Consider the following 26,902-nt stretch of genomic DNA (forward strand, 5'->3'; position numbering starts at 1 on the left):
TTCCCACGTTGGCAATGTCTTCCCTCTTACGTTGCCACATATTGCCAAGATGTGCCAAGCGTTGCCAGAATGATGTATGACCAGTGTTCTCGAGGACGCCATGCGGTGGGTCGCGACGGCCCACGACGCGACCGGGCGCCAGGGCATCTCCGCCGGCTACGACCTGACCGGCGGCTGGCAGCCCACCTACCCGGAGACCAGCGGCTATCTGGTCCCGACGATGCTGCGGGCCGCCGGCGAGCTGGACGGCCCGTTCGCCGACGAGCTGCGGGCCCGGGCGGTGCAGGTCGGGCAGTGGCTGCTGGAGCTGCAGGCGGCGGACGGGTCGTTCCCCGGAGGGACCGGCACCGAGGGGCCGCCCGTGGTGTTCGACGTCGGGCAGATCATGCTCGGGCTGCTCGCGCTGTGGCGGGCGACGGGCGCCGAGGCGTACCGCACCGCCGCCGACCGGGCCGGGCACTGGCTGGGCGGGGTCCAGCGGGACGACGGGGCGTGGCTGTCGCACTTCGGCTACCCCAACACCTACTCGTCCCGGGTCACGTGGGCGCTGGCCGAGACGTGGCAGGCCACCGGTGACCAGGCCCACCTCGAGCGGGTCAACCGCTCGCTGCGCTGGCTGGCCGGGCAGGCCCAGCCGGGCGGCTGGATCGGCGGGATGTCGTTCTCCGCAGGCCACACCGCGTGGACGCACACCATCGGCTACGCGCTGCGCGGCCTGCTGCGCGCCGGTGACATCGCCGGCGGGCCGGACGGGCAGCGCTGCGTCGCCGCCGCCGCCGAGTGCGCCGGGCGCCTCGCCCGGCTGCGCACGCCCCTGTATCCGCTCCTGCCGGGGGAGCTGGGCCCCGATTTCGTACCGCTGGCGGACTACGCCTGCCTGACCGGCGACGCGCAGCTGGTGACGATCTGGGCCGACCTGGCCGACCGGGGCGACGAGCCGTGGCTGCGGGAGCGGGCGGCGGCCACGCTCGAGCGGCTGAGCCGGCTGCAGGTCCGCCAGCCGCTCGAACCGGCCGCGGTCGGCGCCCTGGCCGGCTCGTGGCCGCTGTCCGGCGCCTTCGAGCCCAACGCCTTCCCCAACTGGGCCACCAAGTTCCTGGCCGATGCCGCCATGAACCTGCGCAGCGCCCGGCCGGTCGGCGCGGGACCGGCCGGGCGCGCGCCGGGCGCGATCACCGCATGACGAACCGGACCGAGTCGCGCAGGTCCGCGGCCAGGTCGCGGGCCTGCGCGGCGCTCGGCGCGCCGACGACGATGACCCCGGCCCGGTCGCCCGACTCGCGGATCGGGGCGATCTCGTCGCCGGGCGCCACCGTGAGGTCGGCGAACAGCACGGCCGGGTGGGACGCGACCGCGGACCAGCCCTCGACCCGGAGCAGCCGGCCCGGCGGCGGGGCGAGGAAGCGGGCCGCCGCGCCCCGCGTCGGGGTGAGGTCGCGCGGCGCCGGCCGGCCCAGGTAGTCGTCGTAGAGCAGGCCGAACAGCTCCAGGCCCGGGATGCTGTACGTCAGCAACCGGTGCAGCCAGTCGCCGCCCGGGCGGACGTGGACCTCGCCGAGGACGACGCCCTTCGCGGTGAGCCACAGCTCGACGTGGAACACGCAGGGGCGCACCCCGAGCGCGACGAGGGCCCCCGTCACCTCCCGCTCGACGGCCGCCTGGACCGACGGCGCCAGCGGCGCGGGCATGACGTGGCCGAGCTCCACGAAGTGCGGCGGCGGCAGCGTGGTCTTCTCCGTGACCGCCAGGACGCGGGGGCCGTCGCGCAGCACGACGCCCTCGACGCTGCACTCGGGACCGTCGACGAACTCCTCGACGAGGAAGAGGCCCGGATCGGGCAGGCCGGCCAGGGCCGCCGGCAGATCGGCCGGGCCGGTGACCTTGGTGACGCCCTCGCTGCCCATGCCGTCGCGGGGCTTGACCACCCACGGGCCGTCGGACGCCGCCAGGAAGGCGGCCGCCTCCTCGGCCGACGTGCAGCGCCGCACGGCCGGCTGGGCGAAGCCGGCGGCGGCCAGGGCGAGCCGGCAGTCGTCCTTGTTGCGCACCAGCGCGACCAGCTCCGGGCCGTTGCCCGGGGCGCCCAGCCGCTCGGTGCACGCCGCGACCGCCGGCAGGACCCCGTCGCGCAGCCCGAGCACGAGGTCGAACCGGCGCCCGGCGAGCCAGTCCGAGCAGGCCTCGGGCGCGTTCGGGTCCACAGTGGACACCTCGGCGGCCAGCGCGTTGACGGCGCCGGTGGCGGCCACGTTGGCGGCCGTGTTGAGGATGTGCGCCCGGATGCCCCGGCTGCGGGCCTGGGTGAGCGCGTCGGTGACGATGTCGCGGCTGGACGACAGCGGGCTCGCGCCGCCGACGAGCAGCAGCGTCGGCGAGCCGGCGACCTCGAAGACGTCGTCCTTGAGCCGGCCGACGGCCCGGTGGTCCGCGTCGAGCTGCCGCGGGTCGGCCGCGGCCAGGTTCACCTGGATCGGGCTGCTGAGCAGGTCGACGGTCGGGCGGATCCGGTCGCCGGCGGCGAGGCGCACCGACACCGACCGCACCGACGGCAGCGCCCGGATCCGCGCGACCGCCCGGGCGTCGACGGCCGCCACCAGGCCCTCCTGCCGGGTTGCGGTGTGGTGCACGACGGCGTGGAGGAGCTTGGCGTACACCCGACCGCCGTACCGGGCGACGAACGCGTCCGGCCGGGCGTAGGCGAGCGCGGTCAGGTCCGCCTGGTTGGCCCCGACGCAGGCGTCCTGGAACGCGGCGTCGGTGTTGCCGTCGAGGCGGGCGCCGATCTCCACCAGCGCGGGGCCCTGCGGCGTCAGGATGACCTCGGCGTGCGCCGGGCCGTGCTCGATGCCGAGGGCGGCGAGGACGGCGCGGGTGTATGCGATGAGCTCGGGCACCGGTGCCTCGGCCGGGTCCAGGAGCACGTTGCGGTCGTAGATGCGCTTGCCGTCGATGGTCTGTTTGTCGTACTGCCACACCCCGCACACGTACGACTGCCCCCGTGCGCTGACGGTGTCGACGATGAACTCCGGCCCCGCCAGGTAGGACTGCACCAGCGCCTCGGTGTTGCTCTCCTCGAAGATGGTCGGCGCGGCCAGCACCGCCCGGGCCGCCGCGGCGACCTCGTCCGCGCGATGGCAGATCGTGACGTGGTCGGTCGAGCCGGACGTGAGCGGCTTGACCACCACCGGATAGCCCTCGCGGTCCGCCCAGGCCGCCAGCTCGTCCGGGTCGGCGCCGCGGTGCTGGCGGGCGCAGCGAAGGCCCGCGGCCCGCACGGTCTCGATCATCCGATACTTGTCGCGGCGCGCCACCGAGCCGGCGCTGCCGTTGCTGGGCAGCCCGAGCCGCTCGGAGAGGCGGTCGGCGAGCGGGACCCCGGCCTCGGCCCCGGCGACGACGGCGATCGGCCGGTAGGCGGCCACCATGGCCACGGCGCCGTCGTCGCCGCCGGGGCCGCCGGGCCAGACCAGGTTGTCCACGTAGTGCTCGGCCACCGGCGGGCGGAGCCGCCGCATCAGCTCGGCCGAGCTGCGCAGGTGGACGGCCTGGATGCCGAGCCGCCCGAACGCGACCGGGAGCAGGTCGCCGGCGGAGTAGCCGTCGACGATGACGACGGTGGGCGCGGATGCCATGGGAGAACCTCCGGGACGCTAGGCGGTGCGGCGGGCGCCGAGCATGAGCAGGGCGGTGCCGGCCAGGGTCGCCGCACCGAGGACGAGCCAGTAGACGTGGTCGGCGTGGTTGTGGTGGCACATCAGGTAGACGGCGCCGCCGACGAACGAGCCGGCCCCGGAGCCGATGGTCCAGGACAGCTGCCGGATGCCGAACGCCTCCAGCCGGGAGTCCATCGGCAGCGCCGCGAAGGCGGTGCTGAGCATCGGCTGGAAGACCATCTCGGCCACGGCGAAGACGGCCACCGAGGCGAACGACGCGACGAGCAGCGGCAGCCCGGCGCCGAGCAGCAGCATGGCCGCGCCGAACAGCAGGCTGCCCACGCCGAGCAGCAGGAACGGGGACCGTCCGGCGCGCAGCAGCCGGTTGCTCACGCCGGTCACGGCGGCCTGGACGAACACGATGGCCACCGCGGGCAGGGCGAGCAGGACGCTGCGCAGCGCCGGCGACTCGATCACGTAGGCGACGAAGAGCGCGAAGGCCGAGTAGAACTGGGCGTAGACGAACATCCCGATCACCGTGATCGCCACGACGCGGCGGCTGTTGGGGTCGCGCACGGCGGTGGCGAACGCCCCGCGGCTGATCGGCCACCGGCCCGACGTGGGCGCGGGGTGCATGCGGCCGGGCAGCCCGAGGTACAGGATGAGGCCGGCCACGAGGTATGCGCCGCCGACGAGCGTGAGCAGCGGCCGGGCGTCGGTGGAGACGTAGAGCGCGGCGGCGAGGAACGGCCCGACCGCCGCGGCCGCGTTGCCGGCGATCTGGAACATCGAGTACATCCGGTTGCGCCCGGCGTCGTCGGCGATGATGTCGGCGGCCAGCAGGGGCGTGAGGACCGTGTGGGCGCTGATGCCGAGGCCGGCGACGAGCAGCGCGAGGATCAGCGCGGCCGCGTCGTGCAGGTAGGGCAGCACCCCGAAGCCGGCCGCCGCGAGCAGCATGCTCAGGCCCAGCGCGGTGTTGTACCGCAGCCGGGAGAGGTAGCGGTTGACCAGCACCGACGACACGCCGGTGGCCGCGTTGTGCACGAGCAGGCCGGCCCCGACGACCGATGGCCCGGCGGCCGGGTCCTGGGTGGCCAGCACGACCCCGAGGACCGGCATCAGCGTGAAGCGGCCGAGCCCGTTGACGAGCATCTCGGCTCCGAGGACCCAGCGCAGCCGGCGCGGGCGGATCGGCGGCGCGCCGGTGGTCGGCGGCGCCAGCGTGCGGGCCGTGTCAGCCATCCGCGTACTCCTTCGCTCGCCGGCGGACCGGTGGCTGTCCGCGGACCGGGCGGTACTGCCCGAAGGTGCACTCGAGCACGCCCTCGCCGTGCGTCAGCTCGGGCAGCCGGCGCTGCAGGAGGTGGACGTTCGCGGCCGGCAGGAGGCCCTCGAGCACGTGCGTGCCGCCCCGCGCGGCCGAGCCTTCCAGCACGGCGTCGAGACCGGGCAGCACCTTCGTGAGCCGGTCCAGCGTGTCGGGCGGCGTCTCCAGGCGGAAGCGCTGCATCGGCTCGTACACCGTCGTCCCGGCCGCCCGCAGGGCACGCATGAGCACGATCGGCGTCAGCCCGCGGAAGTCCCCGGCGGTGCTGGACATGCTCTTGTCGAACGTGCCGTGCGCGTGGCTCTGCCGCGCCCAGTAGCCGGCGTGCGTCATGGTCACCGCGCAGTCGACCACCTGCCAGCCGTGCGGCCCGGCCCGCAGCGCGTCATGCACCGACTCCTGCACCGCGCGGAAGAACGCGGGCGGCATCGAACCGAGCTCGACGCCCAGCGCGAACCGCACGCCGGCGCCCGGCGGGGCCGGCTCGACGCGCAGCCCGACGGTGGCCAGCAGCGGGTTGGTCGCGGTGTTGATGCACTCGACCGCGGCGCCGGGCCCGGCCGGGGTCTCCACGCAGATCGTGGTGGTCTCCTCGAAGTGGACCGCCAGGCCGTACTCGGTGGCCAGGGTCGCCTCGATGACCTCCTTCTGCACCTCGCCGTAGAGGGAGACCGCGACCTCCTGCTCCTCGTCGTCGAGCCGCAGGTTGATCAAGGGGTCCTGCTCGGCCAGGACCGCGAGCGCGGCGTGCAGCGCGCCCTTGTCGCCGCGGCGCCGCGGCCGGACGATGGTCTCCAGCGCCGGCGGGGCGAAGAACTGCTCGTCGCGGGGGCCGGCCGCGCCGATCGCGGCGCCGATCCGCGCGTCGGTGAGGCCGCGGACCTTGGCGATCTGGCCGGCCCGGACCTCGTCGCGCTGCTGCGGCGGGCCGCCGTCGAAGACGTCCAGGCCGGTGACGCGGCCGAGCGGGAGCCGGTCGCGGACCCGCAGCGTGCCGGAGAACATGCGCAGGTAGGCGATGTTCTCCCCGGCCGGCCCGCGCTCGATCTTGAACACGGTGCCGGACGGCGCGGCGGCCGCGTCGTGCCGGGCCCGCGGCAGCAGCTCGGCGATCCCGGCCATGAGGGCGTCGACGCCGGCGCCGGTGATCGCCGAGCCGAAGAAGACCGGGTGGACCAGGGCCCGCCGGGTCTGCGCGACGAGCGCGCGGTGCAGCCGGCGGTCCGACAGGGCCTCCTCGTGCTCGACGTAGGTGGCCAGCAGCGCGTCGTCGTGGCGCGAGAGCGCGTCGAGCAGCGCGTCCGCGTCCCGGTCGCCGCGCCCCATCGGCACCGGCGTGACGGCCAGCTTCCGCTCGATCTCGGCCAGGACGCGGTCCGGATCGGCGCCGCGGCGGTCCAGCTTGTTGACGAACAGCAGCGTCGGTACCGCGAGCCGGCGCAGCGTGCGCATGAGCACCCGGGTCTGCGCCTGGACCCCCTCGACCGCCGACACCACCAGCACGGCGCCGTCGAGCACCCGCAGCACCCGCTCGACCTCGGCGATGAAGTCGGGGTGGCCGGGCGTGTCGATGAGGTTGACGGCCACGCCGTCGGCCACGAAGGAGGCGACGGCGGCCCGGATGGTGATGCCGCGCTGGCGCTCCAGGTCCATGGAGTCGGTCTGGGTGCTGCCGGCATCGACGCTGCCGAGCTCGTCGATGACGCCGGCGGTGTGCAGGAGCCGCTCGCTGAGGCTGGTCTTGCCGGCGTCGACGTGGGCCAGGATGCCCAGGTTCACCGTGCTCGTCACGCGCGTCGCCCCCTCCGCTTGGCACAAAATTGCCAAGGTCTTGTCACTAAGGTTGCCAAAGGTTGCCAGTCCCAGCAAACTGGGCTGGTCCGACCGTCCGCTTCCGACGCTTCCGGAGAGGGCTTCTATCGTGACCGTTACCCACACCGTCGCTCCGACACGCTCACCGGGCAGGCCCCGATGACCTGGCTGGTGGTCGGCGGGGCCGGCTACATCGGCTCGCACGTCGTGCGGCGCCTGCGCGCCGACGGCCGCCCGGTGGTGGTCCTGGACGACCTGTCCACCGGCGACCGGGCCCGCGTCCCCGACGACGTGCCGATGGTCGTCGCGCCCGACACCGACCGCGCGGCGCTCGCGGGGGTGTTCCGCCGGCACCGCATCGCCGGCGTGGCCTACCTCGCGGCACTCAAGTCGGCCCCCGAGTCGGTCGCCGACCCACTCAAGTACTACGGGCAGAACCTCGACGGCATGCGGGTCCTGCTGGAGGAGATGATCTCGGCCGGGGTCGACCGGATCGTGCTGTCCTCCAGCGCGGCCGTCTACGGCGTGCCCGGCGAGCCGGTCGTGACCGAGGAGACCCCGGCCGCGCCCATCAACCCCTACGGCGAGACCAAGCTCATGTGCGAGTGGATGCTGCGGGCGGCCGGCGGCGCCAACGGCATCTCGTGGATCGCGCTGCGGTACTTCAACGTCGTCGGCGCCGACGAGCAGGTGCTCGCCGACCGGGGCGGCAGCAGCCTCCTGCCGCAGGTGATCCAACGGGTCGCGGCGGGCCGTCCGGCCGTGGTGACCGGGGCCGACTTCCCGACCCGCGACGGCACCGGCATCCGCGACTACGTGCACGTCGCCGACATCGCCGACGCCCACGTCGCGGCGATCCACCGGCTCGAGGAGACCAGGGCGGCCGACGTCTACAACGTCGGCACCGGCCGCGGCTACTCGGTGCTGGAGGTGATCGACACGCTGCGCGAGGTCGCCGGCGTCCCGGTCAAGGTGCAGACCGCACCGCGGCGCGAGGGCGACCCGCCCGAGGTCGTGGCCGCGGTCGACAAGATCGGCCGGGATCTGTCCTGGAAGGCCCAGCACGACCTGTCCGACATGGTGCACAGCGCGTGGACGACCTGGAACCCGAAGGACGACGCGACCGTCTAGAGAAAGGGCACCGCAATGACCGCACAGCAACTCTCGACGGCGCTCGACGAGCGGCAACTGGAGCAGTTCGACCGGCTGGGGTACCTGATCCTGCCCGGCCTGCTGCCCGGCCACCTCGTCGACGCGCTGCGCCCTGAGGTCGACCGGTGGGTCGACGAGGGCCTGCGAGCCCGATCCATCCAGTCCTGCGTCGAGCCGCAGCGGTACGGCCGGCCGCCGGTCCTGGAGCTGGAGCTGCCGGCCCACGGCGAGCTGATCGCCTGGCCGGCCGTGATGGACGTGCTCAGCCAGCTGATGGGGCCGCGGTTCGTGTTCCACCACCTGCACAGCGACCGGCAGGCGCCCGACCTGCCGGGCAAGCCGTGGCACCATGACTACGAGGCCGGCCCGCAGGTCGACCCCGAGCACCTGATGGTGCACACGCTGCACTACCTCGACGGCCTCGACGACCGCACGTCCAGCCTGGTCGTCCTGCCGGGCTCGCACCGCGAGGCGGTGGCCAAGACCGCCCGCGCGCACCTCGGCACCCAGGAGCTGCCCGGTGAGCTGGTCATCGACGACCTGCCGCCGGGCTCGACAGTGGTGCTGCACTCGGGGCTCTTCCACGCCCGCCGGCGGCGTCCCGGCGTTCCCGGGCAGCCGCGGTACTTCGTGGACACGTCCTACTGCCAGGTCGGCAGCCAGTGGCCGCCGGTGAAGCCCTACTGGCGCTCCATGCTCAGCCGCGGGCGCGAGCTGGGGCTGGACCGGGGCGAGTGGCCGGAGCTGTTCGCGGAGCGGCACTTCACCGAGTACAGCAAGCCTTGATCTGCGGTGCGCCGCCGGGAGACCGGCGGCGCACCGTCGCGTCGGGGCCCGCACCGGCGCGGCTCAGCCGTTCTCCTCGTCGCGCCACGTGAGCCACCGGCGCAGCGGCGCCAGGTCGTAGTCCGGCCCGCCGATGCCGACGGTGAACAGCGAGACGCCGGCGTCGCGCAGCGGCCGGCCGAGCTCCTCCGGCTCGCCCGGCGGGGTCGGGCCGCCGGCGACGGCCGAGGACACCTCGATGTCGTCGAGGTCGCGGCCCAGCGCGGCACAGTGCTCGCCCAGCACCCGGCGCTTGTGCGCGACGAGCGCCGGCTCACCGAAGCAGTGCCAGATGTCGGCGTGCCGAGCCACCAGCGGCAGCGTCCGGCGCTCGCCGGCCCCGCCGATGAGCACCGGGATCCGGCGCGTCGGCGGCGGGCTGAGCAGCGACCAGCGCCGTTCGATGCGGGGCAGCGCGGCGGCCAGGTCGTCGAGGCGGCGGCGGTCGGAGGCGAACTCGTAGCCGTACTCGAGGAAGTCGCGGTCGAACCAGCCGGAGCCGATGCCGAGGATGAGCCGCCCGTCGCTGATGTGGTCAACGGTGCGGGCCATGTCGGCCAGCAGGTCCGGGTTGCGGTAGGCGTTACAGGTGACCAGCGGACCGAGCTGCACCCGGGACGTCGACTCGGCCCAGGCGGCGAGCATGGTCCAGCACTCGAAGTGCTGGCCCGTGGCCCGGGTGACCGGTCCGCCGCCGTCGTTGATCGGGAAGAAGTGGTCCCAGGTGAACAGGGCGTCGACCCCGAGGTCCTCCGCTTGCGCCACGGTCCGCCGGATCTGCCGGTAGTCGGCGTGCTGCGGCTGGAGCTGCAGGGCGATCCGCACAGGCCGGATGGTCATGATTCACCTTCCGCGTTTTTGGCAACATTTGTCGAGAACCTTGCCAAAACGTTACCATCAACTTGTCAGCATTGCCTGGCGCGCTATGATTCCGCCGCTCTACGCTCAACCCGCGCCGCACCGTGCGACGCCGCACGACCATCCCGGCCGGACGCCCAGGTCTCGCCGGAATTCCGTCAAGAGGTACCCCGATGCTCGAACAACCCGCCTTCGGCCAGCGTCTCAAGACACTGCGCGAGCAGTACGGGCTGTCCCAGGCCGCCCTCGCGGAAGGTGGCCTGTCGACCGGCTACGTCTCCCGCCTCGAGTCGGGGGCGCGCTCGCCCACGGCCCGGGCCGTGGCGCACCTGGCGCGCCGCCTCGGGGTGCCCACCTCCGCCTTCGAGGTGCCGTCCGGGCTCGAGCCCGCGCAGACCCAGCCGGTCCCGCTGTCACCGTTCTCCGCCCTGCTGGCCTCGATCGTCTCGGCGACCGGCGACAGCGGCCTGGCCGAGCCGCTGGCCGAGGCGCTGCACAGCGACCCCGAGGGCGATCCCGCGCTGCGGTGGCAGGCCATCTGGCTGCTGGCGCAGATCCGGGGCAACCAGGGGGAGCTGCAGCAGCAGTACGAGCTGCTGGCCGAGCTGGTGGAGCTCAGCGGACGGCTCGGCGCCAAGGCGCTGCTGGCCCGCGCCCAGATCCAGCTGTCGCGCAACCTGCGCATGCTCGGCAACCCGGAGCGGGCCCGGGCGATCGCCCTGGACGCCTACCGCGACTCCGCCGAGCTCTCGCTGGTCGACCGGGCCGGCACGCTGCAGGCGCTGGTCTCCGCCGAGGCCGAGGCGGGCCTGCTCAAGGAGGCCCGCGCGCACGCCGACGAGCTGGTCGAGATCAGCGATACACCGGGCGGCACGCTCGCCGCCGAGGCGCTGTGGGCCTCCGCGACGGTGCACATCCGGGAGGGGCGGTATCCGGCCGCCCTCGACGACCTGGAGCTGGCCTTGCAGCGGCTGGACAGCCATCAGGACCTGATCCTGTGGATGCGGCTGCGCCTCGCGGCGGCCTCGCTGTGCCTGCAGGTGTCGCCGCCGCAGACGGCCAAGGTCCGGGAGCGGCTCGACGAGGTGGAGCCGGTGCTGCGGCTGATCGGCACCGACCTGCACCGGCAGGAGGCCGCGACGCTGCGCGCGTACCTCGCCTTCGAGGAGGGCGACTACGAGTCCGCGTGGCAGCAGTCCGAGCAGATCGACGAGCAGGTGTCGCTGCTGTCCTTCCGCGACCGGGTCAAGTTCGAGGCGCTGCGCGGCCGGCTGATCCTCCTGCGCGGCGAGCGCGACCGGGGCATCAAGATGCTGCAGGACCTGGCCCAGCAGGCCCAGGAGGCGCACAACGTCGAGCTGGCCGCCGAGATCTGGCGCAGCCTCGCGGAGACCCTCGCCAGCATGCGCTGAACCCCCGTACGGGCGATGTATGTTGCCAAGCTGTGCCAAATTGTGCCAAGCTTGGCAACATACGCTCGCCGGCGATGCCGGCCGCGAGCCCGTACACGATCGGTTCGGAGGCGCTCTCATGACCGCACCGCAGACGACGGCCCATCCCCCGGCCCCGCTCGGCACCCTCCGAACCGCGGTCAGCCGCCCATTCGTCGCCATGCTGGCGGCGACGGCGGTGCCGGTGGCCGTCCAGTCGCTGCTGTCGTCGACCCGCGGCGTCGTGGACTCGTTCCTGGTGTCGCACCTCGGCACCGACGACGTCGCCGCGGTCGGCTACTCCAGCCGGGTCCTGCTCGTCGTCATGCTGGCGGCGATGGGCATGTCCGACGGCGGCTCGGTCGTCATCGCCCAGTTCTGGGGCGCCGGCAACGTCGCCAAGACCCGCCAGGCCACCGCGCTGACGATGCTCGCCGCGGTGGGTTTCGGCGTGGTCGCCTGCACCACCTGCTTCGTCTTCGCCCGGCAGATCGCGTCGATCGGAACCTCCGACCCGGACGTCATCGCGCTCGGGGCACGGTACATCCGCGTCGTCATCTGGATGGTGCTGCCCTTCGGCGTGACCTCCAGCCTGGCCGGCAGTCTCCGCTCGCTCGGCCACGCCCGGGTCGGCATGCGCTTCACGGTGATCGGCGTGCTGGTACACATCGCCCTGGCCTACGGGCTGATCTTCGGCAACTTCGGCCTGCCGCGGCTGGGCATCGCCGGCGCCGGCTGGTCCACGCTGCTCAGCGCGATCGTCGAGGCCGGCCTCTTCGCCACCTGGGTCTACGTCAAGCGCCACCCGATGGCCTTCAGCCTCGCCGACCTGCGCGACGGGCTGCGGGCCGGCATCCTGTCGTTGATCCGGCGGGTCGGCGTGCCGGTGTCGATCAGCTCCGTCTCGTGGGCCGTCGGCATCTTCGCCTACACCGCCCTGGTCGGCCGGGCCGGCACCCTGGAGCTCGCCGTGCTGGCCATCATCACGCCGATCGAGGCCGTCGCGATCGCGTTCATCAGCGGCATCTCGGTCTCGACCACCGTGATCGTCGGCAACCGCCTCGGCAAGGGCGAGCCGACCGCGGACACCTGGCGCACCAGCAAGGCCCTGCTGCTGTGGAGCACGAGCATCGCGCTGGTCCTCGGGGTCGCGCTGATGTGCACCCGGCCGTTCCTCGACGACATCTACAGCGGCGTCGACCCGCAGTCGCTGGCCGCCGCGCGGGACGCGGTGCTCGTGCTGGGCGCGCTGTTCGTCTTCCGGGCACTGGCCATCACGTTGCAGAACGGCCTGCTGCGGGCCGGCGGCGACACCGTCTACATCGTCTTCGCCGACATGACCTGCCAGTGGCTGGTCGCCGTGCCGCTCGTCGCGCTCACGGCGCTCGTCTGGCACCTGCCCTTCGGCATCATCCTCCTCGCCATCTACAGCGAGGAGATCGTCAAGACCGTCATCAGCGGCTACCGCGTCTACCGCCGCCGGTGGATGCGCAGCGTCGTCGAGGAGGTTTCGTGAAGTTCAGCCTTGTCATGCCGTACCGTCAGCGCCTGGAGAACATCGGCATGGCGTTCGCGTCGCTGGCCGAGCAGACGCTGGACCACGACGAGTTCGAGGTGGTCGTCGGCTGCATGGAGCACTCGCCGGAGTACATCGCGCTGTGCGACGAGTTTGCCGACCGGCTCGACATCGTGACCGTCGCCGTGGCCGCCGACGCCGAGTGGAACATCAGCCGGGCCCGCAACCTGGCCCTGCGCCAGGTCCGCGGCGACGTCGTGGTCCTGCTGGACTGCGACATGGTGATCCCGGCCGACTTCCTGAGCAACCTGTGGGAGCACTACTACCAGCACGGGCAGCAGGTCTGTGTCTGCGGGCAGATGATCGGCTACGACGAGGCCGTGGACCGCGACGTGGCGGGGCCGTCGGCGCAGTCGTGGGAGGTGCATCGCCAGACGCTGGCCGACCTCGCCGCCGCCGACCGGACCGCGCTGGACTGCCGGTGGAGCGAGCGCTTCGCCTCGGCGGTGCGCCGCTACCCTTGGGCGTACGTCCGCGGCGGGATCTTCGCCGTGCCCGCGGGCCTGCTGCACCGCCACGGCCTCACGTTCGACGAGAACTTCCGCGGCTGGGGCCCCGAGGACCAGGAGTGGGCCTACCGGGTCGCCGCGACCGGCGTGCCGTTCGTCATGGCGCCCGACGTCTACGGCCTGCACCTGCCGCACCGGCGCAGCACCGCCGAGAACGGCTCGACCGCCGTGGCCAACAACCGCTACTACCTCAGCAAGTGGCCGTACCTCGGCCTGGAGCTGGCGATGACGTTCGGCGGCTGGATCGCCGCCGACACCGTCCACGACGACGCGGAGCGCGAGCTCGCCGCCGCCGTGTCCGGGCCGCAGCGCACCTACGGCGTGGCCCGCGGCCCCGTCGGCGGCGTCGACACCCTGGTCGTCGGGGTCGAGTTGGACCGGAACACGACCGATCCGGCCCCCGAGCACCGCCGGATCTTCGACGGCGGGGCGCCGGTCGAGGTGCTGCCGCTGGCCGGCTTCGCGCTGCCGTTCGAGGACGACGGCATCGAGCGGTGTCGCGTGCTGCCGGCCGTTTCCCGGTTGCGGCCCCGGTTCCGTGATGCGATTTTCGGTGAGGCGAACCGCGTCGCCCGCACGCCTCCGGCCGTCGATGGGAGATCCTGAGCTTGTCGCGCACCACGATCCTGCGCAGCCTCCGCCCGGGTGGCCGGGCCGCCGTCGCACTCACCGTCGCCGTCCTGGCGATGACCGTGCTGCCGTTGCTGGCGCCGCAGCTCACCCTCAGGTTCGTCGACGACGCGATCGCCGGGGGCTCAACGGGCCACCTGACCCTGCTGGCCGCCGGCTACCTGGGGCTCGCGCTCGCCGCGCAGGTGGCCCGCACGGTGACGGCGTGGCTGGCCAACCGCCTCGCCTGGGACGGCACCAACCGGCTCCGGGAGCGGGTCGCCGGGCACGCGCTCAGCCTCGACATGGGCTACCACAGCCGGCGAACCCCCGGCGAGCTGATCGAGCGGGTCGACGGCGATGTCGTGGCCGTGGCCGACTTCGCCGTCGCGTTCCTGCTCGACGTCGTGGCCAGCGTCCTGCTGCTGGCCGGGGTGGTCGTCATCGTCTTCACCATCGACGTGCGCCTCGGCCTCGCCCTGGCCGCGTTCTGCGTGCTGGTCTTCTTCGGCATGACCTGGACGCAGCGCCTCGCGGTGCCCTCGGCCACCGCGTCGCGGGCGGCGATGGCCACGCTGACCGGCAACCTCGAGGAGCAGCTGGCCGGCGTCGAGGACATCCGGGCCAACGGCGCCGGCCGGCACGTCCTGCGCACCTTCCAGCGCATCAGCGGCGCCTGGTACCGCGCCGAGTTCCGCGGCGCACGGATCGGTAGCGCGCTGCTGGCCGGCACCTCCGTCGCCTTCGCCGCCGGCACCGCGCTGATGCTCGGGCTGGCCGCGTGGCTGCAGGCTTCGGGACGGCTCACGGTCGGGACCGCGGTGCTGCTGTTGCAGTACACCTTGATGGTCCGCACGCCCTTCGAGCGGCTCATCGAGCAGATGCGGCACTTCCAGGCCGCGCTGGCCGGGCTGGCGCGGCTGGGCGATCTGCTCGCCGAGCGGCCCGCCCTGCCCGAACCGGCCGCGCCGCAGACCCTGCCGCCGGGGCCGCTGAGCCTGCGCCTGGCCGGCGTCGGCTTCCGGTACGCCCCGGGCGATCCCCCGGCGCTGGCCGACGTCACCCTCGACCTCGCCCCGGGCGAGACGCTGGGCGTCGTCGGGCGCACCGGCAGCGGCAAGAGCACGCTGGCCCGGCTCGTGCTGCGGCTCTACGACCCGGGCACCGGCACCGTCGAGGTCGGCGGGCGCGACCTGCGCACGGTCGGTGCGGCCGCCCTGCGCACCCGCATCGGCGTCGTCACCCAGGACGTCCAGCTCTTCGACGCCAGCGTGCGGGAGAACCTGACGCTGTTCCGGACCGGCGGCCCCGGCGCCGAGGATGCCCGGCTGCTGGCGGTGCTGGCCGAGGTCGGGCTGGCGGACTGGCTGGCCGGCCGGCCCGAGGGCCTGGACAGCCGGCTCGGCGCCGTCTCGGCCGGCGAGGCCCAGCTGCTCGCGTTCGCCCGGGCGCTGCTGGCCGATCCCGGCCTCGTGGTCCTGGACGAGCCCTCCAGCCGCCTGGACCCGGCCACCGAACGCCGCGTCGAGGACTGCATCGACCGGCTCTTGACCGGCCGCACCGGGATCCTGATCGCCCACCGGCTCTCCTGCCTGGCCCGGGTCGACAAGATCGCGGTGCTCGCCGGGGGCCGGATCGTCGAGTACGGCTACCGCGCCGACCTCGCCGCCGATCCCGGCAGCCGCTTCGCCCGCATGCTCGACCTCGCGGGGGCGGCCCGATGAGCGCGGCACTGCGGGTCGCGACCCGGCTGATGACCTACAACCTCGGCCGCTATCTGCTGGGCGGGCTGCTCTGGCTGCCGGTCAGCGTCCTCCCGCTCGCCGGCGGCCTGCTGCTCAAGGCGGTCTTCGACGGCATCGGCGGTGCCCGGCTCGACCGGCCCCTCTGGCTGTGCGCCGCGTTCGTCGCCGTCGAGCTGGCCCGCGGCGTGATCATGGTCGTGGCCTGGTCCTACGGCGTGTGGTGGTGGGACGCCTCGGCGACCGTGCTGCGTGGCAACGTGCTGCGCTCGATCCTGACGTCCCGCCGCCCGGCGTCCGGGAGCCTGCCCTCCACCACCGGCGAGTCGGTCGGCCGGCTGCGCGACGACGTCGGCAGCCTGGTCGACTTCGTCGACGAGGTGGTCGCCCTGACCGGCGCGGTGCTGTTCACCGTCGGCGCCCTGGTCATCATGCTGGCCATCGACCCCCGCATCACCCTGGTGCTGATCCTGCCGATGGTGGCCGTCGGGGTGCTCACCCCGCTGGCCGGCGCCCGGGTGAAGCGGCTGCACAACCGGGCGCGGGAGCTGGGCTCGGCGGTCACCGGGTTCGTCGGGGAGATCTTCGGCGGGGTGCTGGCGATCAAGACCGCCGGCGCCGAGGACGCCACCCTGCGCCGACTGTCCGAGCACAACCGGCGCCGCCGCGACGCCGCCGTCCGCGACCGGCTGGCCACCGACGTGCTGGACACCGCGACCAACGCCACCGTCGAGATCAGCATCGGCCTGGTGCTGCTGCTGGCGGCCGGCGCGATGCGCCGGGGCGAGTTCAGCGTCGGCGACCTGGCGCTGTTCACCAGCTACGTGAGCTGGCTGACCGCACTGCCGCGCAGCGTCGGCGCGATGCTCTTCCGGCTGCCGCAGGCGACCGTCGCCACGGCGCGCCTCACCCGGCTCCTGGCCGCCCACGAGACCGCCGACGACCTGGTCCGCGACACGTCGGTCTGGTTCCGCACCGACCCGCCGCCGCTGCCGCCGCCTCCGCCGCACGCCGACCCCCTCGAGGTCGTCGAGGCCCGCGGCCTGAGCGTGGCCCACCCCGGCGGGCGCGGCATCCAGGACGTGTCGCTGCGCCTGGCCCGCGGCACCTTCACCGTCGTCACCGGGGCGGTCGGCGCGGGCAAGACCACCCTGATCCGTGCGCTGCTGGGCCTCGAACGCCTCGACGCCGGCGTCGTGTGCTGGAACGGCCGGCCCGTCGCGGATCCCGGCACCTTCCTGGTGCCCGGCCGGGCCGCCTACGCCGGGCAGCTGCCCCGGCTGTTCTCCGCGCCGCTGCGGGAAAATCTGCTGCTGGGCTGGGACTCGGACGGGCTCGGCCGGGCGCTGCGGCTGGCCGCCCTCGAGCAGGACGTGGCCGGCCTGCCGGAGGGCCTCGAGACCGTCGTCGGCCCGCGCGGCACGCGGCTGTCGGGCGGCCAGGTCCAGCGGGCCACGGCGGCCCGGGCCCTGGTCCGCTCCCCCGACCTGCTCGTCCTCGACGACCTCTCGTCGGCCCTGGACGTGGAGACCGAGCAGCTCCTGTGGCAGCGGCTGGCGGTGGCGGCCCGGGACGGCACCGGCCCCGGCACGCTGCTGGTCGTCTCGCACCGCCGGGCCGCATTGCAGCGCGCCGACCACGTCATCGTGCTGGACTCCGGGCGGGTCGTCGCGGAGGGGCCGCTGGACGAGCTGCTGCGCACCTCGCCGGAGATGCGCCGGCTCTGGTCCGACGAATCCCCGGACGAGGTGCTGGCCGAGGTCACCTGAGGACCCGCCGGCTCAGCTGAGCAGCGCGTCCAGGAAGGGGTTGCGGAACTTGCCGTCCGGGTCGAGCTTGGCGGCGAGCCGCGCGAACTGCGCCCCGTGCGGGTAGCGGGCCAGCAGCGCCGACGGGGCGTCGGTGGTCAGCTTCCCCCAGTGCGGGCGGGCGTCGAAGGGGGCCAGGTGCCGCTCGACCTCGCTGAGCACCGGCAGGACCGCCGGCCAGTCCTTGACCCAGGTGAAGTGCAGCGTCACCGTGTCACGGCCGTACGCCCCGCTGAGCCACAGGTCGTCGGCCCGCACGGTGCGCACCTCGGCGATCTGCAGCACCGGGGCCAGCCGCGCACCGAGCGCGCGCAGCGCCGCGAACGCGGCCGGCGCCTGGGTGCGCGGCACGAAGAACTCGGACTGCAGCTCCTCGCCGGCGCCCGGGGTGAGCTCTGGGCGGAAGTGCGGCAGCCGCTCGTGCCACGGGCCGGACACGTCCAGCTGCTCGGTGCTGAACGACGGCGGCACCCCCTCGACGGGGTGGACCGCCGCGGTCGCCACCCGCCCGCCGCACCAGCCGGATCCTGGCATCGACAGTCGTCGCTTCAGCCAGACCATGGCGTGCGGGCGGTGCCAGTCGGTGAAGACGCTGACGCTGTAGGCGGCGCCGGAGATGGCGTCGAAGGACTCGATCACCTCGTCGACGGGCACGTCGAGGTGGACCCGCTGGGCCATGTCGAAGGCCGGCTCGACGGCGAGCGTGAGCCGGGTGACGATGCCCAGCGCACCCAGCGCCACCACCGCGCCGGGGAAGATGTCGTCCTCCTCGCGGCGCAGGGTGCTCAGGGTGCCGTCGGGGCCGACCAGCTCCAGCCCGGTCACGGCGGCGGCCAGGCAGCGCTGAGCGTCGCCGGAGCCGTGCGTGCCGGTGGCGACCGACCCGCCGACGGAGATGTGCGGCAGCGAGGCCAGGTTGCCCAGGGCCCAGCCGGCGCGGTGCAGCTCGGCGGCCACGTCGGCGTAGCGCATGCCGGCGCCGACGGTGACCTCGCGCCGCGCCTCGTCGAGCGCGAAGACCGGCGGCAGCGCGTCGAGGCGCACCAGGTCCTGCGGGGCGTCGGCGACGAGGCTGAACGAGTGGCCGCTGCCCAGCGCGTGGATGGACCGGCGGGCGGCGACCAGGCGGCGCAGCGCGTCGAGCGAGCCGGGGCGGTGGACCGCGGCGGCACCGAAGGTGACCGAGCCGGCCCAGTTCGTGACAGGCATGTTCGACTCCTTGCCGGATGGGGGACGTGGTCAGTGCGCGGCGACCAGCTCGGCGACCGGCAGGAACCGGTACGACCGGGCCAGCAGGTCCTCGATGATGCGCGGCAGCGCGGCCACGACCTGGGAGCGGTCGCCGCCGCCGTCGTGCAGCAGGATGATCGAGCCGGGCCGCACGTCGCGCAGGACCCGCTCGGCGATGACGTCGGCGCCGGGCATGGCCCAGTCGAAGGGCTCGACGTCCCACAGCACCATCGTGGTGTCGATGCCGCCCATCCAGCCCACCACCTCGGGGGTGCGCGAGCCGTACGGCGGCCGGAACAGGGCCGGGGACTCGCCGCACGCCTGGGCGATGGCCTCGTCGGTGCGCTCGAGCTGCTCGATCAGCTGGGGCTGGGTGAGCTCCGGCAGGAACGGGTGGGACCAGGTGTGGTTGCCGACGGCGTGGCCCTCGTCGCGCATGCGGGCCAGGAGCGAGTCGTGCGCGCCGGCGTTCATGCCGACGCAGAAGAACGTGGCCGGCACGCCGTAGCGCCGCAGCACGTCGAGGACCTGCCCGGTGTACGGCGGCAGCGGCCCGTCGTCGAAGGTGAGCGCGACCGCCGGCGCCGCGTCCGAGCGCGGCCCGTGGCTGTGGCAGCGCCCGGCCGCGACCAGGTCGCCGACGGCGTGGGCGCTGGCCGCCGCGTCGGCCTCGAGGATGTGCTCGCGGCCGGTCTGGGTGCCGGTGGTGCGGCCGAGCCTGGTCACCGTGGCCAGGTCCCGGCGCGCGGCCTCGGCCAGGGCGGCCGCGGGCACCGAGCCGAAGACGGGGCGCGGCGGCAGGATGTCCGGGTCGGCCCGGTAGACGTCCAGGCCGGCGGCCATCATCCGGCCGTCGAGGATGCCGTTCGTGCTGTCCACGACGGTGACGGCGGTGCCGAGGCGACGCAGGTGCTCGATCATGTCGTCGGTCCGGCCCGGGTCGAACCGGGCTCGGCCGGCGACCGGCCGGCCGTCGGCGTCGATGACCTCGACCTCGTATCCATTAGCGTTCCAGGCGACTCCGGAGTACCGCATGGTGGTACCTCCCCCGGGTGTAGCGGGCGGGCAGCGAACGTTGCTCACGTTCCCACGTTTGGCAGCCCTTGGCAACTTCAGGCAATATCTGGCAAGATGGCCGAGTGCGCCGACGTGCTCCACATCGATCCTTGATCGACAAATGACTATGTGAGAGGCGTTTTCGCGGCGCCGGATCCGGGCAATACACCGTTCGTCGACGAGTTCGAAACAACGGGGAAGGTTGCAAACGCATGGCCAAGTATCTGCAGCTCGTCAGTCACTCCCGCACGGTGGCCGCCGTCTTCGCGGCGGCCTTCGTCCTGGTGGTTCCGCTGGTACAGGAGCAGATCGCGCCGCCTACCGGCCCAGTCGTCAGCACCGCTTCGGGTGCCGACGCCCCGGTCGTCATGCAGCCGGCGGAGATCGATTGGCCCTGATCATCGGGCGGGGCCCCGCCCCAGTTCTCAAGCGCAGTGAAGGTGCGATCGGCGGCTACGGACCGCCGGTCGCACTTCTCATTTGACAACATTTGGCAACGACGGCAGCCTTGGCAACATCGACTGCACAATATGATCCGCCGAGGCGGGGTTGGTGTCGAAATGCCAGAAATCGGAAACCACGCCGACCGCCGTCATCGCCGACGGCTGTTCCACCGCCAACGTCTGCCGCCGGCATTCGCCCGGCTCGGCGTGGACGTGGTGCATGTCCAGAGCACGCCCGAGCTGAGGGCGGCGATGATCCCACCGGCATCCGCTGCGCCCGGCAAGGTAGGCCGGGCAGCAGACGGGGAGGGCGGCCGGTCGGCCACCTCCCCGTTGGCGTGCGCTCAGACCAGACGGACCGGCAGGTGCTCCGGGCCGCTGACCGCCAGCGAGTGCGACGGCACCGCCGGGCCGGTCTGCTCGAGACGGTCGACGCTGTCCAGCAGCCCGCCCAGCAGCAGCCGGGTCTCGGCCCGGGCCAGGACGCTGCCGATGCAGAAGTGCTCGCCGCTGCCCAGCGCCAGGTGCCGGTTCGGCGTCCGGGTGATGTCGAAGCGGTCCCCGTCGACGAAGCACTCCTCGTCGCGGTTGGCCGACGGCACCCACAGCACCACCCAGTCACCGGCCCTGACCTGCCGGCCGCGGATCTCCACGTCGCGGGTGACGTAGCGCATGCTGTGGTTGGCGCTGGAGGCGTAGCGCAGCACCTCCTCGACCGCGGTCGGCATCAGCTCGCGGTGCTCCCGCAGCAGCCGCCACTGCTGCGGGTGGCGCATGAAGGCGTGGATCCCCACGGCCATCGACAGCCGGGCGTTCTCGGTCGCGCCGACCATGTTCTCGCAGTTGAGCAGGATCTCCTCCTCGGTCAGCAGGTCACCGTCGACGGTGCCGTTGACCAGGGCGCTGACCAGGTCGTCGGTGGGCTCGGCGATGCGCTGGTCCATCATGGCGATGAAGTACTGCATGACCCGGTGGTGCGTGGCGAGCGGCTGACCGGCGCGGAACGCCTCGTTGGTCCACCGGAACATGTCCTCGAGGTCCTCGTCGGCCACTCCCATGATGCGGCCGATGACGTACAGCGAGAGCCGCCCGACGAGGTCGTTGACCACATCGACCTCGCCCTGCTCGCGCGCCTTGGTGATGGTCAGCTCGACCGCGCCGCGGATCTGCTCCTCCAGGCCGCGCACCGCGCGCTCGGTGAACCAGCCGGCCATCAGGCCCCGCAGCTGCTTGTGCCGGGGCGGATCGGTCAGCGCCATGGTGGTGTTGCCGCCCGGGTCGTCGCCGAGACGGGTCGGGCGCAGCAGCACGCCCCGGGCCGAGCTGAAGGTCGCGGGGTCGCGGTAGGCGGCCTTGATGTCGGTGTATCTCGTCAGTGACCAGAACGCCGGCAGATCGGTGGCCCGGTGGTGGTAGACCGGCGCGTGCTCGCGCATCCACCGCCAGATGGCGTGCGGGTCCCCGGTGGCGTGCAGCTCGGGGTCGGTGAGATCTTCGGGCACCAGCGTGTCGGCGATCATGCGGCTCCTCCGGCGACGAGTTCGGTAAAGTGTCGGATGACGTTGCGCGCGGTCGGCTCGGTGACCGCGTCGCGCCGGTACGACACGACCGCCCGCAGGCCGCCGTCCCCGGCCGGCCACAGCTCCAGGTGCAGCTCCAGCGGCAGGTCCTGGTACGGCTGGCGCAGGAACGTGGTGCGCAGCCCGGCCAGGTCGAGCCGGGCCGGCGCGTTGTCCTGCAGCGCGAACAGCACCTGGAACAGCGGTGGCCGGTTGCCGGCCGGCGGCTCGGCCAGCCGCACCACCTCGTCGTACGGCACGTCCAGGGCCGTGAAGGCGGTGCGGACCGCGGCGTCCGTCGCGGTCAGGCCGGCCTCGCGCAGCCGGACGGCGACCATGTTGATGTGGCAGCCGACGGCGTCCTCGACGCCGTAGCCGCGCCGCTGCGACACCGGCACGCCGACGGCGAAGTCGCGCTGTCCGGTGACGGCGGTGAGGCTGCGCGCGTAGTGCGACAGCAGCACCACGAACCGGCTCACCCCGGCCGAGGCGGCGGCCGCGTCCACGGCCCGCAGCGCCCGGGCGTCGAGGTCGGCCTCGAGATGGCCGGGGACCCTGGTCGCGGCGGCCGGTGGGGCACCGTCCGGCCAGTGCAGCACCGGCGTGCCGGCCAGCTCCCGGCGCAGCGCGTCCATGTGCGGCCGGGCGGGGCGCGGTGCCGGCGCCGGCGGCCGGGGCGGCAGCGCCTCGTCGTTGTAGGCCGTGGCCAGGTCCCGGGCCAGCACGGACTCCGACCAGCCGTCGAACGCGACGTGGTGCACGGCGCAGCCGAACAGGGCGCGGCCGCCCGGACCGCCCGGACCGCCCGAGCCGATCGGAATCAGCACCGTGCGCCAGACCTCGGCCTTCATCGGCTCCAGGCCCGTGTTCAGCTCGGTGATCATCGCCTGGGTGGCGGCCTCGACGCTCGGCCGGGCGGGCAGGATCTCCAGCGGGGGCGGCGGCATGTCCACCAGCACCGCCGCCGGGCGCGGGTCGAGCTCGTAGGCGGCCTGCAGCGCCTCGTGGCGGCCGTGGACGGCCTGGATCGCGCCGTCGAGCGCGCCGACGTCGAGGTCGCCCTCGATCAGCCAGGTCAGCAGGCACAGGCCGGTGCGGTCGCCCGGATCGAGCACGTCGCGCGTGAGCAACGCGGTCTGCATCGGGGTCAGCGGCACCTCGTCCGGGACCAGCTCGAGGCCGACGCCGGCCGGATCCCCGGCGGGCGGGGCGGGCTCCGGCTCGCGCAGCCGGTCGGCGAGGGCGGTGGCGGTCGCGGCAGCGTAGAGCCAGGAGACCGGCACCGGCGTGCCTCGTGCCGCGGCGAGCCGTGCGCACACCCGGCCGGCGCCGAGCGACGTGCCGCCGAGGTCGAAGAAGTCCGCGTCGGCCGGGACCGCGGGCCGGCCGAGCACGGCGGCGAACGCCGCGGCGACCTCGGCGGTCACCGGGTCGGCGGGCGAATCCCCGGGCGCGGCCGGCGCCGGGGCGGCCGGGCCCGGGGCCCGGGCCAGCAGCTGCCGCTCGTCGAGCTTGCCGTTCACGGTGACCGGGAACGTCTCGACGCTCACCACCGCGACCGGGCGCTGGTAGGCCACGAGCGCCGCGTCGAGGATCGCCCGGGCCTCCCCCAGCGGGTCGCCGGGCCGCAGCGGGGTGCAGAAGGCGAGCAGTTCCTGGGCGGTGCCGGTGGCGTCCGGGCGGGCCAGGACCCGGGCCGAGCGCACCGGCAGCAGGGCCTCGATCTGCCGCTCGACCTCGGCCGGCTCCACGCGGTGCCCGCGGATCTTCAGCTGCCGGTCGCCGCGGCCCCGGTAGTGCAGCAGGCCGTCGGCGTCCCGCTCGCCGCGGTCGCCCGTGCGGTACACCCGGGTCGGCACCCCGTCGATCGGCACCCAGACGAACTTCTCTGTGGTCAGCTCGGGGTCATTGAGGTACCACAGCGCCAGACCCTCTCCGGAGATGCAGATCTCGCCCTCCTCGCCGGCCGCGCAGCAGCGGTCGCCGTCGAGGATGTGCACGCCGGTGTCCGGGACCGGCCGGCCGAGCGGGATGCCGCCGGGGCGGTCGCAGTCCTCGGCGCCGATGCGGTGGGTGGTGGCGAAGACCGTGCTCTCCACCGGGCCGTAGCCGTTGAGCAGGGCGATCGCCGGGTGCGCGGCCAGGAAGCGGCGCACGTGGGCCGGGGAGAGCCGCTCGCCGCCGATCATCACCTGGCTCAGCCCGGCGAAGGCGCCGGGGTCCTCGTCGACGACCATGTTGAACAGGCTGCTGGTGAGCCAGACCGTGTCGGTGCCGCGGCCGACCGCGGTGCGCAGCGCCTCGGCGGACAGGTAGGGCTCGTCCAGGATCAGCGAGGTACCGCCGCTCAGCAGCGCCGACCACAGCTCCAGCGAGAAGGCGTCCCAGGGCATCGGCGCGGCGAGCGGCACCATCGTGCGCGCCGTGAACGTGGCGAAGCCGCCCTGGGCCGGGAAGAGCCGCGCAGTGGCCCGGTGCGGCGTGACCACGCCCTTGGGCCGTCCGGTGGTCCCCGAGGTGAAGAACACGCAGCAGGGGTCGGTCGAGCAGACGGCGGCGGGGCGCACCGCCGGGCCGGTGAACGTGGCGGCCTCGCGCAGCGCCGGCTCGTCGAGGCACAGCGGGGCGTCGAGCTCGTCGAGGACCTCGGCGACCCGGCGCTCGGGCCAGGCGGGGTCCAGCAGCGCGTAGGCGGCGCCGGTCTTGAGCACCGCGAGCAGGGCGATGACCAGGTCCGGGCTGCGGGGCAGCCGGATCGGCACGAAGCGCCCGGAGCACGAGCCGGCCGCCCGCAGCGCGCCGGCCAGGCCGTCGGCGGCCCGGTCGAGCTCGGCGTAGGTGGTGTGCATCCCGCGGAACACCAGCGCGATCGAGTCGGGGTGCGTGCGGGCGATGCGCGCGACGACCTCGTGGAGACCCTCGCACCCTCCGGCACAGGTGGACTCCGCGGTCCACGTCGGATGTGGCGTCACTGCCGATCGGTCCCTCCGTGTGTACTCCCGCTTGTCAATTCGTCTGGCAACCAAGGTTGCCAGCTTTTGCCAACTGAGGCAACATGTAGGAATCGCGTTGGCAAGCCTCGACCTGACAGGGGTGTGACATGACCCGCGACCGATCCTTCGATGTCGCCGTGACCGGACTGGCGGGCCGGTTCCCCGGCGCCTCCGACGTCGACGCCTGGTGGTCAGCCCTCGTCGCCGGCACGGTGCTGACCAAGCGGTACAGCCGGGACGAGCTGCTTGCCGCCGGTGTGCCGGCGAGCCTCGCCGACGATCCCGACTACGTGGCCGTGCACGGCCACCTGGCCGATGCCGAGCGCTTCGACAACGCGCTGTTCCGCATCAGTCCCCGCGAGGCCGAGATGCTCGACCCGCAGCACCGGCTGATGCTGGAGGTCGCCTGGGCCGCCCTCGAGGACGCCGGCGTCGACCCGCTGGCCGGCACCCGTACCACCGGCGTCTTCGCCTCGGCCACCGGCAGCGCCTACCTGCGCAGCATGGTGGCCGGGGGCCGGCTCGACCAGGTCACCCTGGACGACGCGATCCATGGCACCGAGCCGGACTTCATGGCCAGCCGGATCGCCTACAAGCTGGGCCTCACCGGCCCCGCCCTCGCGGTGCAGACCGCCTGCTCGTCGTCGCTGGTCGCGGTGCACCTGGCCGTGCAGTCCCTGCTCAACCGGGAGTGCGACCAGGCCATCGTGGTCGCCGCCGGCATGAACTGGCCGCAGGGCGGCTACCTGCACGTGCCCGGCGGCGTGCAGTCCCCGACCGGCAACTGCCGCCCGTTCGACGTGCGCGCCGACGGGGTCGTCGGCGGCTCCGGCGTGGCCTGCGTGGTCCTGCGCCGCTACGCCGACGCGGAGGCCGACGGGGTGCGCCCGCACGGCGTCATCCTGGGCACCGCCGTCAACAACGACGGCGCCTCGAAGGCCGGCTACTACGCGCCCTCGATCGAGGGGCAGGAGGCCGTGATCGGCGAGGCCTTGCGCGCGGCGGGCGTCGATCCGGGCACCGTCGGGTTCCTGGAGGTGCACGGCACCGGCACGCCGGTCGGAGACCCCATCGAGTGGGCCGCCGCCTCGGCCGCATACGGCGCGAGCGAGCACGCCGACCGCGGCCCGATCGCGGTCGGGGCGGTCAAGGCCAACGTCGGGCACCTCGACGCCGCCGCCGGAGTCACCGCCCTGATCAAGGCGCTGCTGGTGGTCGAGCGCGGCGTGGTGCCGCCCGTCGCCGGCTTCACGGCCCTCAACCCCCTGCTGGAGACCAGCACGCCGCTGCGCGTGCCGACCGAGGCCCAGCCGTGGGCCGGCCCGGAGCCGCGCCGGGCGGGGGTCAGCTCCTTCGGGATCGGCGGCACCAATGCCCACGTCGTGATCGAGGCCGCGCCCACCGAGGCCGGCCCGGAGCCGGTCGCGGACGGGCGCCCCCGCCTGGCCCTGCTCTCGGCGGCCGACCCCGAGGCGCTGGACCGCTGCGCCGCGCGGCTGGCCGAGCACCTCACCAAGCACCCGGCCGACCTCGCCGACGTGACGACCACGCTGGCGCTCGGCCGGGCGGCCCTGCCCGAGCGCCTCGCCGTCGCCGCGTGCGGCCCGATCGAACTGGCCGAGCGGCTCACCTCCGGCGCGGGTGTCGTGCGCGGCCGCCGGCCCGCCACCGGCCCGGCCCCGCTGATCTTCCTGCTCCCGGGCCAGGGCGCGCAGTTCCCGGGCATGGCGCTGCCGCTGCGCGCCGCCCTGCCCGGCTTCGCCGGCGCCCTGCGGGCGTGCCTCGACGCGTTCGAGCCGGGGGTGCGGGCGCGGCTGTCCGCCGCGCTGTTCGACCCGCGGTTCCCGGCCGGCGACCTCGACGCCACCGAGCTGGCCCAGCCCGCGCTGTTCGCCGTCGAGCACGCCGCGGCGACCGCGCTCATCGGACTCGGGCTGCGCCCGGTGGCGCTGGCCGGGCACAGCCTCGGCGAGATCACCGCCGCCTGCCTCGCCGGGGTCCTCGACCTGGCCGCCGCCGCCCGGTTCGTCGCCGCCCGCGGCCGGGCGATGCAGGCCTGCCCGCCCGGGACGATGCTGGCGCTGGGCTGCCCGGCGGAGCAGGCCGGGCAGCTCGTGCGGGAGTCGGGCGCGCCGGTGGAGCTGGCCGCGGTCAACACCGCCGACACATCGGTCGTGGCCGGCCCGGCCGACGCGGTCGAGGCGCTGCGCACCTGGCTGGCCGCCCGGCCCGGCGACCCGGTGTACGCCAAGCTGCTGCGGACCAGCCACGCCTTCCACACCAGCAGCATCGCCCCGGCCGCGGACGAGCCTCGCCC

The 26,902-nt window shown here is 74.0% G+C and carries 18 protein-coding genes and 1 pseudogene; 10 read left to right on the forward strand and 9 right to left on the reverse strand.

The features are described 5' to 3' along the window. Positions 1-76: 76 nt before the first annotated feature. Positions 77-1,183 carry a prenyltransferase/squalene oxidase repeat-containing protein gene (locus ACQP2P_RS32005; protein ID WP_433607150.1) on the forward strand — a complete coding sequence of 369 codons (1,107 nt, stop codon included), beginning with the start codon at positions 77-79 and terminating at the stop codon, positions 1,181-1,183. Here ACQP2P_RS32005 and ACQP2P_RS32010 read toward each other — a convergent pair. From ACQP2P_RS32010 to ACQP2P_RS32020, 3 genes are read right to left on the reverse strand one after another with little or no spacing between them, the layout of a single operon-like run. Next, entirely contained in the window at positions 1,173-3,632 is a 2,460-nt protein-coding gene (locus tag ACQP2P_RS32010) for an ATP-grasp domain-containing protein (protein ID WP_433607152.1), read from the reverse strand. The genes ACQP2P_RS32005 and ACQP2P_RS32010 overlap by 11 nt on opposite strands. Positions 3,633-3,650: 18 nt before the next feature. Then, complete coding sequence (locus ACQP2P_RS32015) at positions 3,651-4,898, reverse strand: MFS transporter (protein WP_433607154.1); 1,248 nt, start codon at positions 4,896-4,898, stop codon at positions 3,651-3,653. Beyond that, complete coding sequence (locus ACQP2P_RS32020) at positions 4,891-6,774, reverse strand: GTP-binding protein (protein ID WP_433607156.1); 1,884 nt, start codon at positions 6,772-6,774, stop codon at positions 4,891-4,893. Before ACQP2P_RS32020 ends, ACQP2P_RS32015 begins: the two co-directional genes overlap by 8 nt. 180 nt (positions 6,775-6,954) lie before the next feature. On the opposite strand from ACQP2P_RS32020, the gene galE reads away from it, so the two are divergent. Both galE and ACQP2P_RS32030 read left to right on the forward strand, forming a co-directional pair. Continuing rightward, entirely contained in the window at positions 6,955-7,926 is a 972-nt protein-coding gene (galE, locus tag ACQP2P_RS32025; protein ID WP_433607158.1) for a UDP-glucose 4-epimerase GalE, read from the forward strand. Positions 7,927-7,941: 15 nt separating this feature from the next. Further along, positions 7,942-8,733, forward strand: a complete 792-nt coding sequence (locus ACQP2P_RS32030) for a phytanoyl-CoA dioxygenase family protein (protein ID WP_433607160.1) — start codon at positions 7,942-7,944, stop codon at positions 8,731-8,733. Between the two features lie 63 nt (positions 8,734-8,796). Here ACQP2P_RS32030 and ACQP2P_RS32035 read toward each other — a convergent pair whose 3' ends face one another. After that, entirely contained in the window at positions 8,797-9,612 is an 816-nt protein-coding gene (locus ACQP2P_RS32035) for an LLM class F420-dependent oxidoreductase (protein ID WP_433607162.1), read from the reverse strand. A gap of 191 nt (positions 9,613-9,803) precedes the next feature. Between ACQP2P_RS32035 and ACQP2P_RS32040 the strand changes: the two genes are divergently transcribed. The 5 genes from ACQP2P_RS32040 to ACQP2P_RS32060 all read left to right on the forward strand — a co-directional run bounded on the left by ACQP2P_RS32040 (position 9,804) and on the right by ACQP2P_RS32060 (position 17,265). Beyond that, complete coding sequence (locus tag ACQP2P_RS32040; protein WP_433607164.1) at positions 9,804-11,042, forward strand: helix-turn-helix domain-containing protein; 1,239 nt, start codon at positions 9,804-9,806, stop codon at positions 11,040-11,042. A gap of 118 nt (positions 11,043-11,160) precedes the next feature. Beyond that, positions 11,161-12,576, forward strand: a complete 1,416-nt coding sequence (locus tag ACQP2P_RS32045) for an MATE family efflux transporter (RefSeq protein WP_433607166.1) — start codon at positions 11,161-11,163, stop codon at positions 12,574-12,576. Then, positions 12,573-13,751 carry a glycosyltransferase gene (locus tag ACQP2P_RS32050; RefSeq protein ID WP_433607168.1) on the forward strand — a complete coding sequence of 393 codons (1,179 nt, stop codon included), beginning with the start codon at positions 12,573-12,575 and terminating at the stop codon, positions 13,749-13,751. Before ACQP2P_RS32045 ends, ACQP2P_RS32050 begins: the two co-directional genes overlap by 4 nt. A gap of 2 nt (positions 13,752-13,753) precedes the next feature. Further along, a complete protein-coding gene (locus tag ACQP2P_RS32055; protein WP_433607170.1) occupies positions 13,754-15,478 on the forward strand; it encodes an ABC transporter ATP-binding protein in 1,725 nt (574 codons plus the stop codon). After that, the gene (locus ACQP2P_RS32060; RefSeq protein ID WP_433607172.1) at positions 15,475-17,265 is read left to right on the forward strand and encodes an ABC transporter ATP-binding protein; all 1,791 of its coding nucleotides are present in this window, start codon (positions 15,475-15,477) and stop codon (positions 17,263-17,265) included. The genes ACQP2P_RS32055 and ACQP2P_RS32060 overlap by 4 nt, the downstream gene beginning before the upstream one ends. A gap of 12 nt (positions 17,266-17,277) precedes the next feature. On the opposite strand, the gene ACQP2P_RS32065 is transcribed toward ACQP2P_RS32060, so the two are convergent. Beyond that, on the reverse strand, positions 17,278-18,513 hold the full coding sequence (locus tag ACQP2P_RS32065; protein WP_433607174.1) for a D-arabinono-1,4-lactone oxidase: 1,236 nt from the start codon (positions 18,511-18,513) through the stop codon (positions 17,278-17,280). Positions 18,514-18,543: 30 nt separating this feature from the next. Next, entirely contained in the window at positions 18,544-19,569 is a 1,026-nt protein-coding gene (locus tag ACQP2P_RS32070) for a polysaccharide deacetylase family protein (RefSeq protein ID WP_433607176.1), read from the reverse strand. A 233-nt stretch (positions 19,570-19,802) separates the two neighbouring features. Between ACQP2P_RS32070 and ACQP2P_RS32075 the strand changes: the two genes are divergently transcribed. Beyond that, positions 19,803-19,988: a hypothetical protein gene (locus ACQP2P_RS32075; RefSeq protein ID WP_433607178.1), complete on the forward strand. Its 186-nt coding sequence runs from the start codon at positions 19,803-19,805 to the stop codon at positions 19,986-19,988. A 78-nt stretch (positions 19,989-20,066) separates the two neighbouring features. Here the strand turns inward: ACQP2P_RS32075 and ACQP2P_RS32080 are convergent, their stop codons facing one another. The 3 genes from ACQP2P_RS32080 to ACQP2P_RS32090 form a co-directional block, all read right to left on the reverse strand. Beyond that, positions 20,067-20,255, reverse strand: a complete 189-nt coding sequence (locus tag ACQP2P_RS32080; RefSeq protein ID WP_433607180.1) for a hypothetical protein — start codon at positions 20,253-20,255, stop codon at positions 20,067-20,069. 122 nt (positions 20,256-20,377) lie between these two features. Beyond that, a complete protein-coding gene (locus ACQP2P_RS32085) occupies positions 20,378-21,553 on the reverse strand; it encodes a cytochrome P450 (RefSeq protein ID WP_433607182.1) in 1,176 nt (391 codons plus the stop codon). Then, positions 21,550-24,564, reverse strand: coding sequence for an AMP-binding protein (locus tag ACQP2P_RS32090; RefSeq protein ID WP_433607184.1), 3,015 nt, complete (start codon positions 24,562-24,564; stop codon positions 21,550-21,552). Before ACQP2P_RS32090 ends, ACQP2P_RS32085 begins: the two co-directional genes overlap by 4 nt. 128 nt (positions 24,565-24,692) lie before the next feature. Between ACQP2P_RS32090 and ACQP2P_RS32095 the strand changes: the two are divergent. Next, positions 24,693-26,834, forward strand: a pseudogene (locus ACQP2P_RS32095) (type I polyketide synthase); the annotation flags it as partial. Positions 26,835-26,902 lie beyond the last annotated feature (68 nt).

Source organism: Dactylosporangium sp. CA-139114 (assembly GCF_050955725.1).
GTDB lineage: Bacteria > Actinomycetota > Actinomycetes > Mycobacteriales > Micromonosporaceae > Dactylosporangium.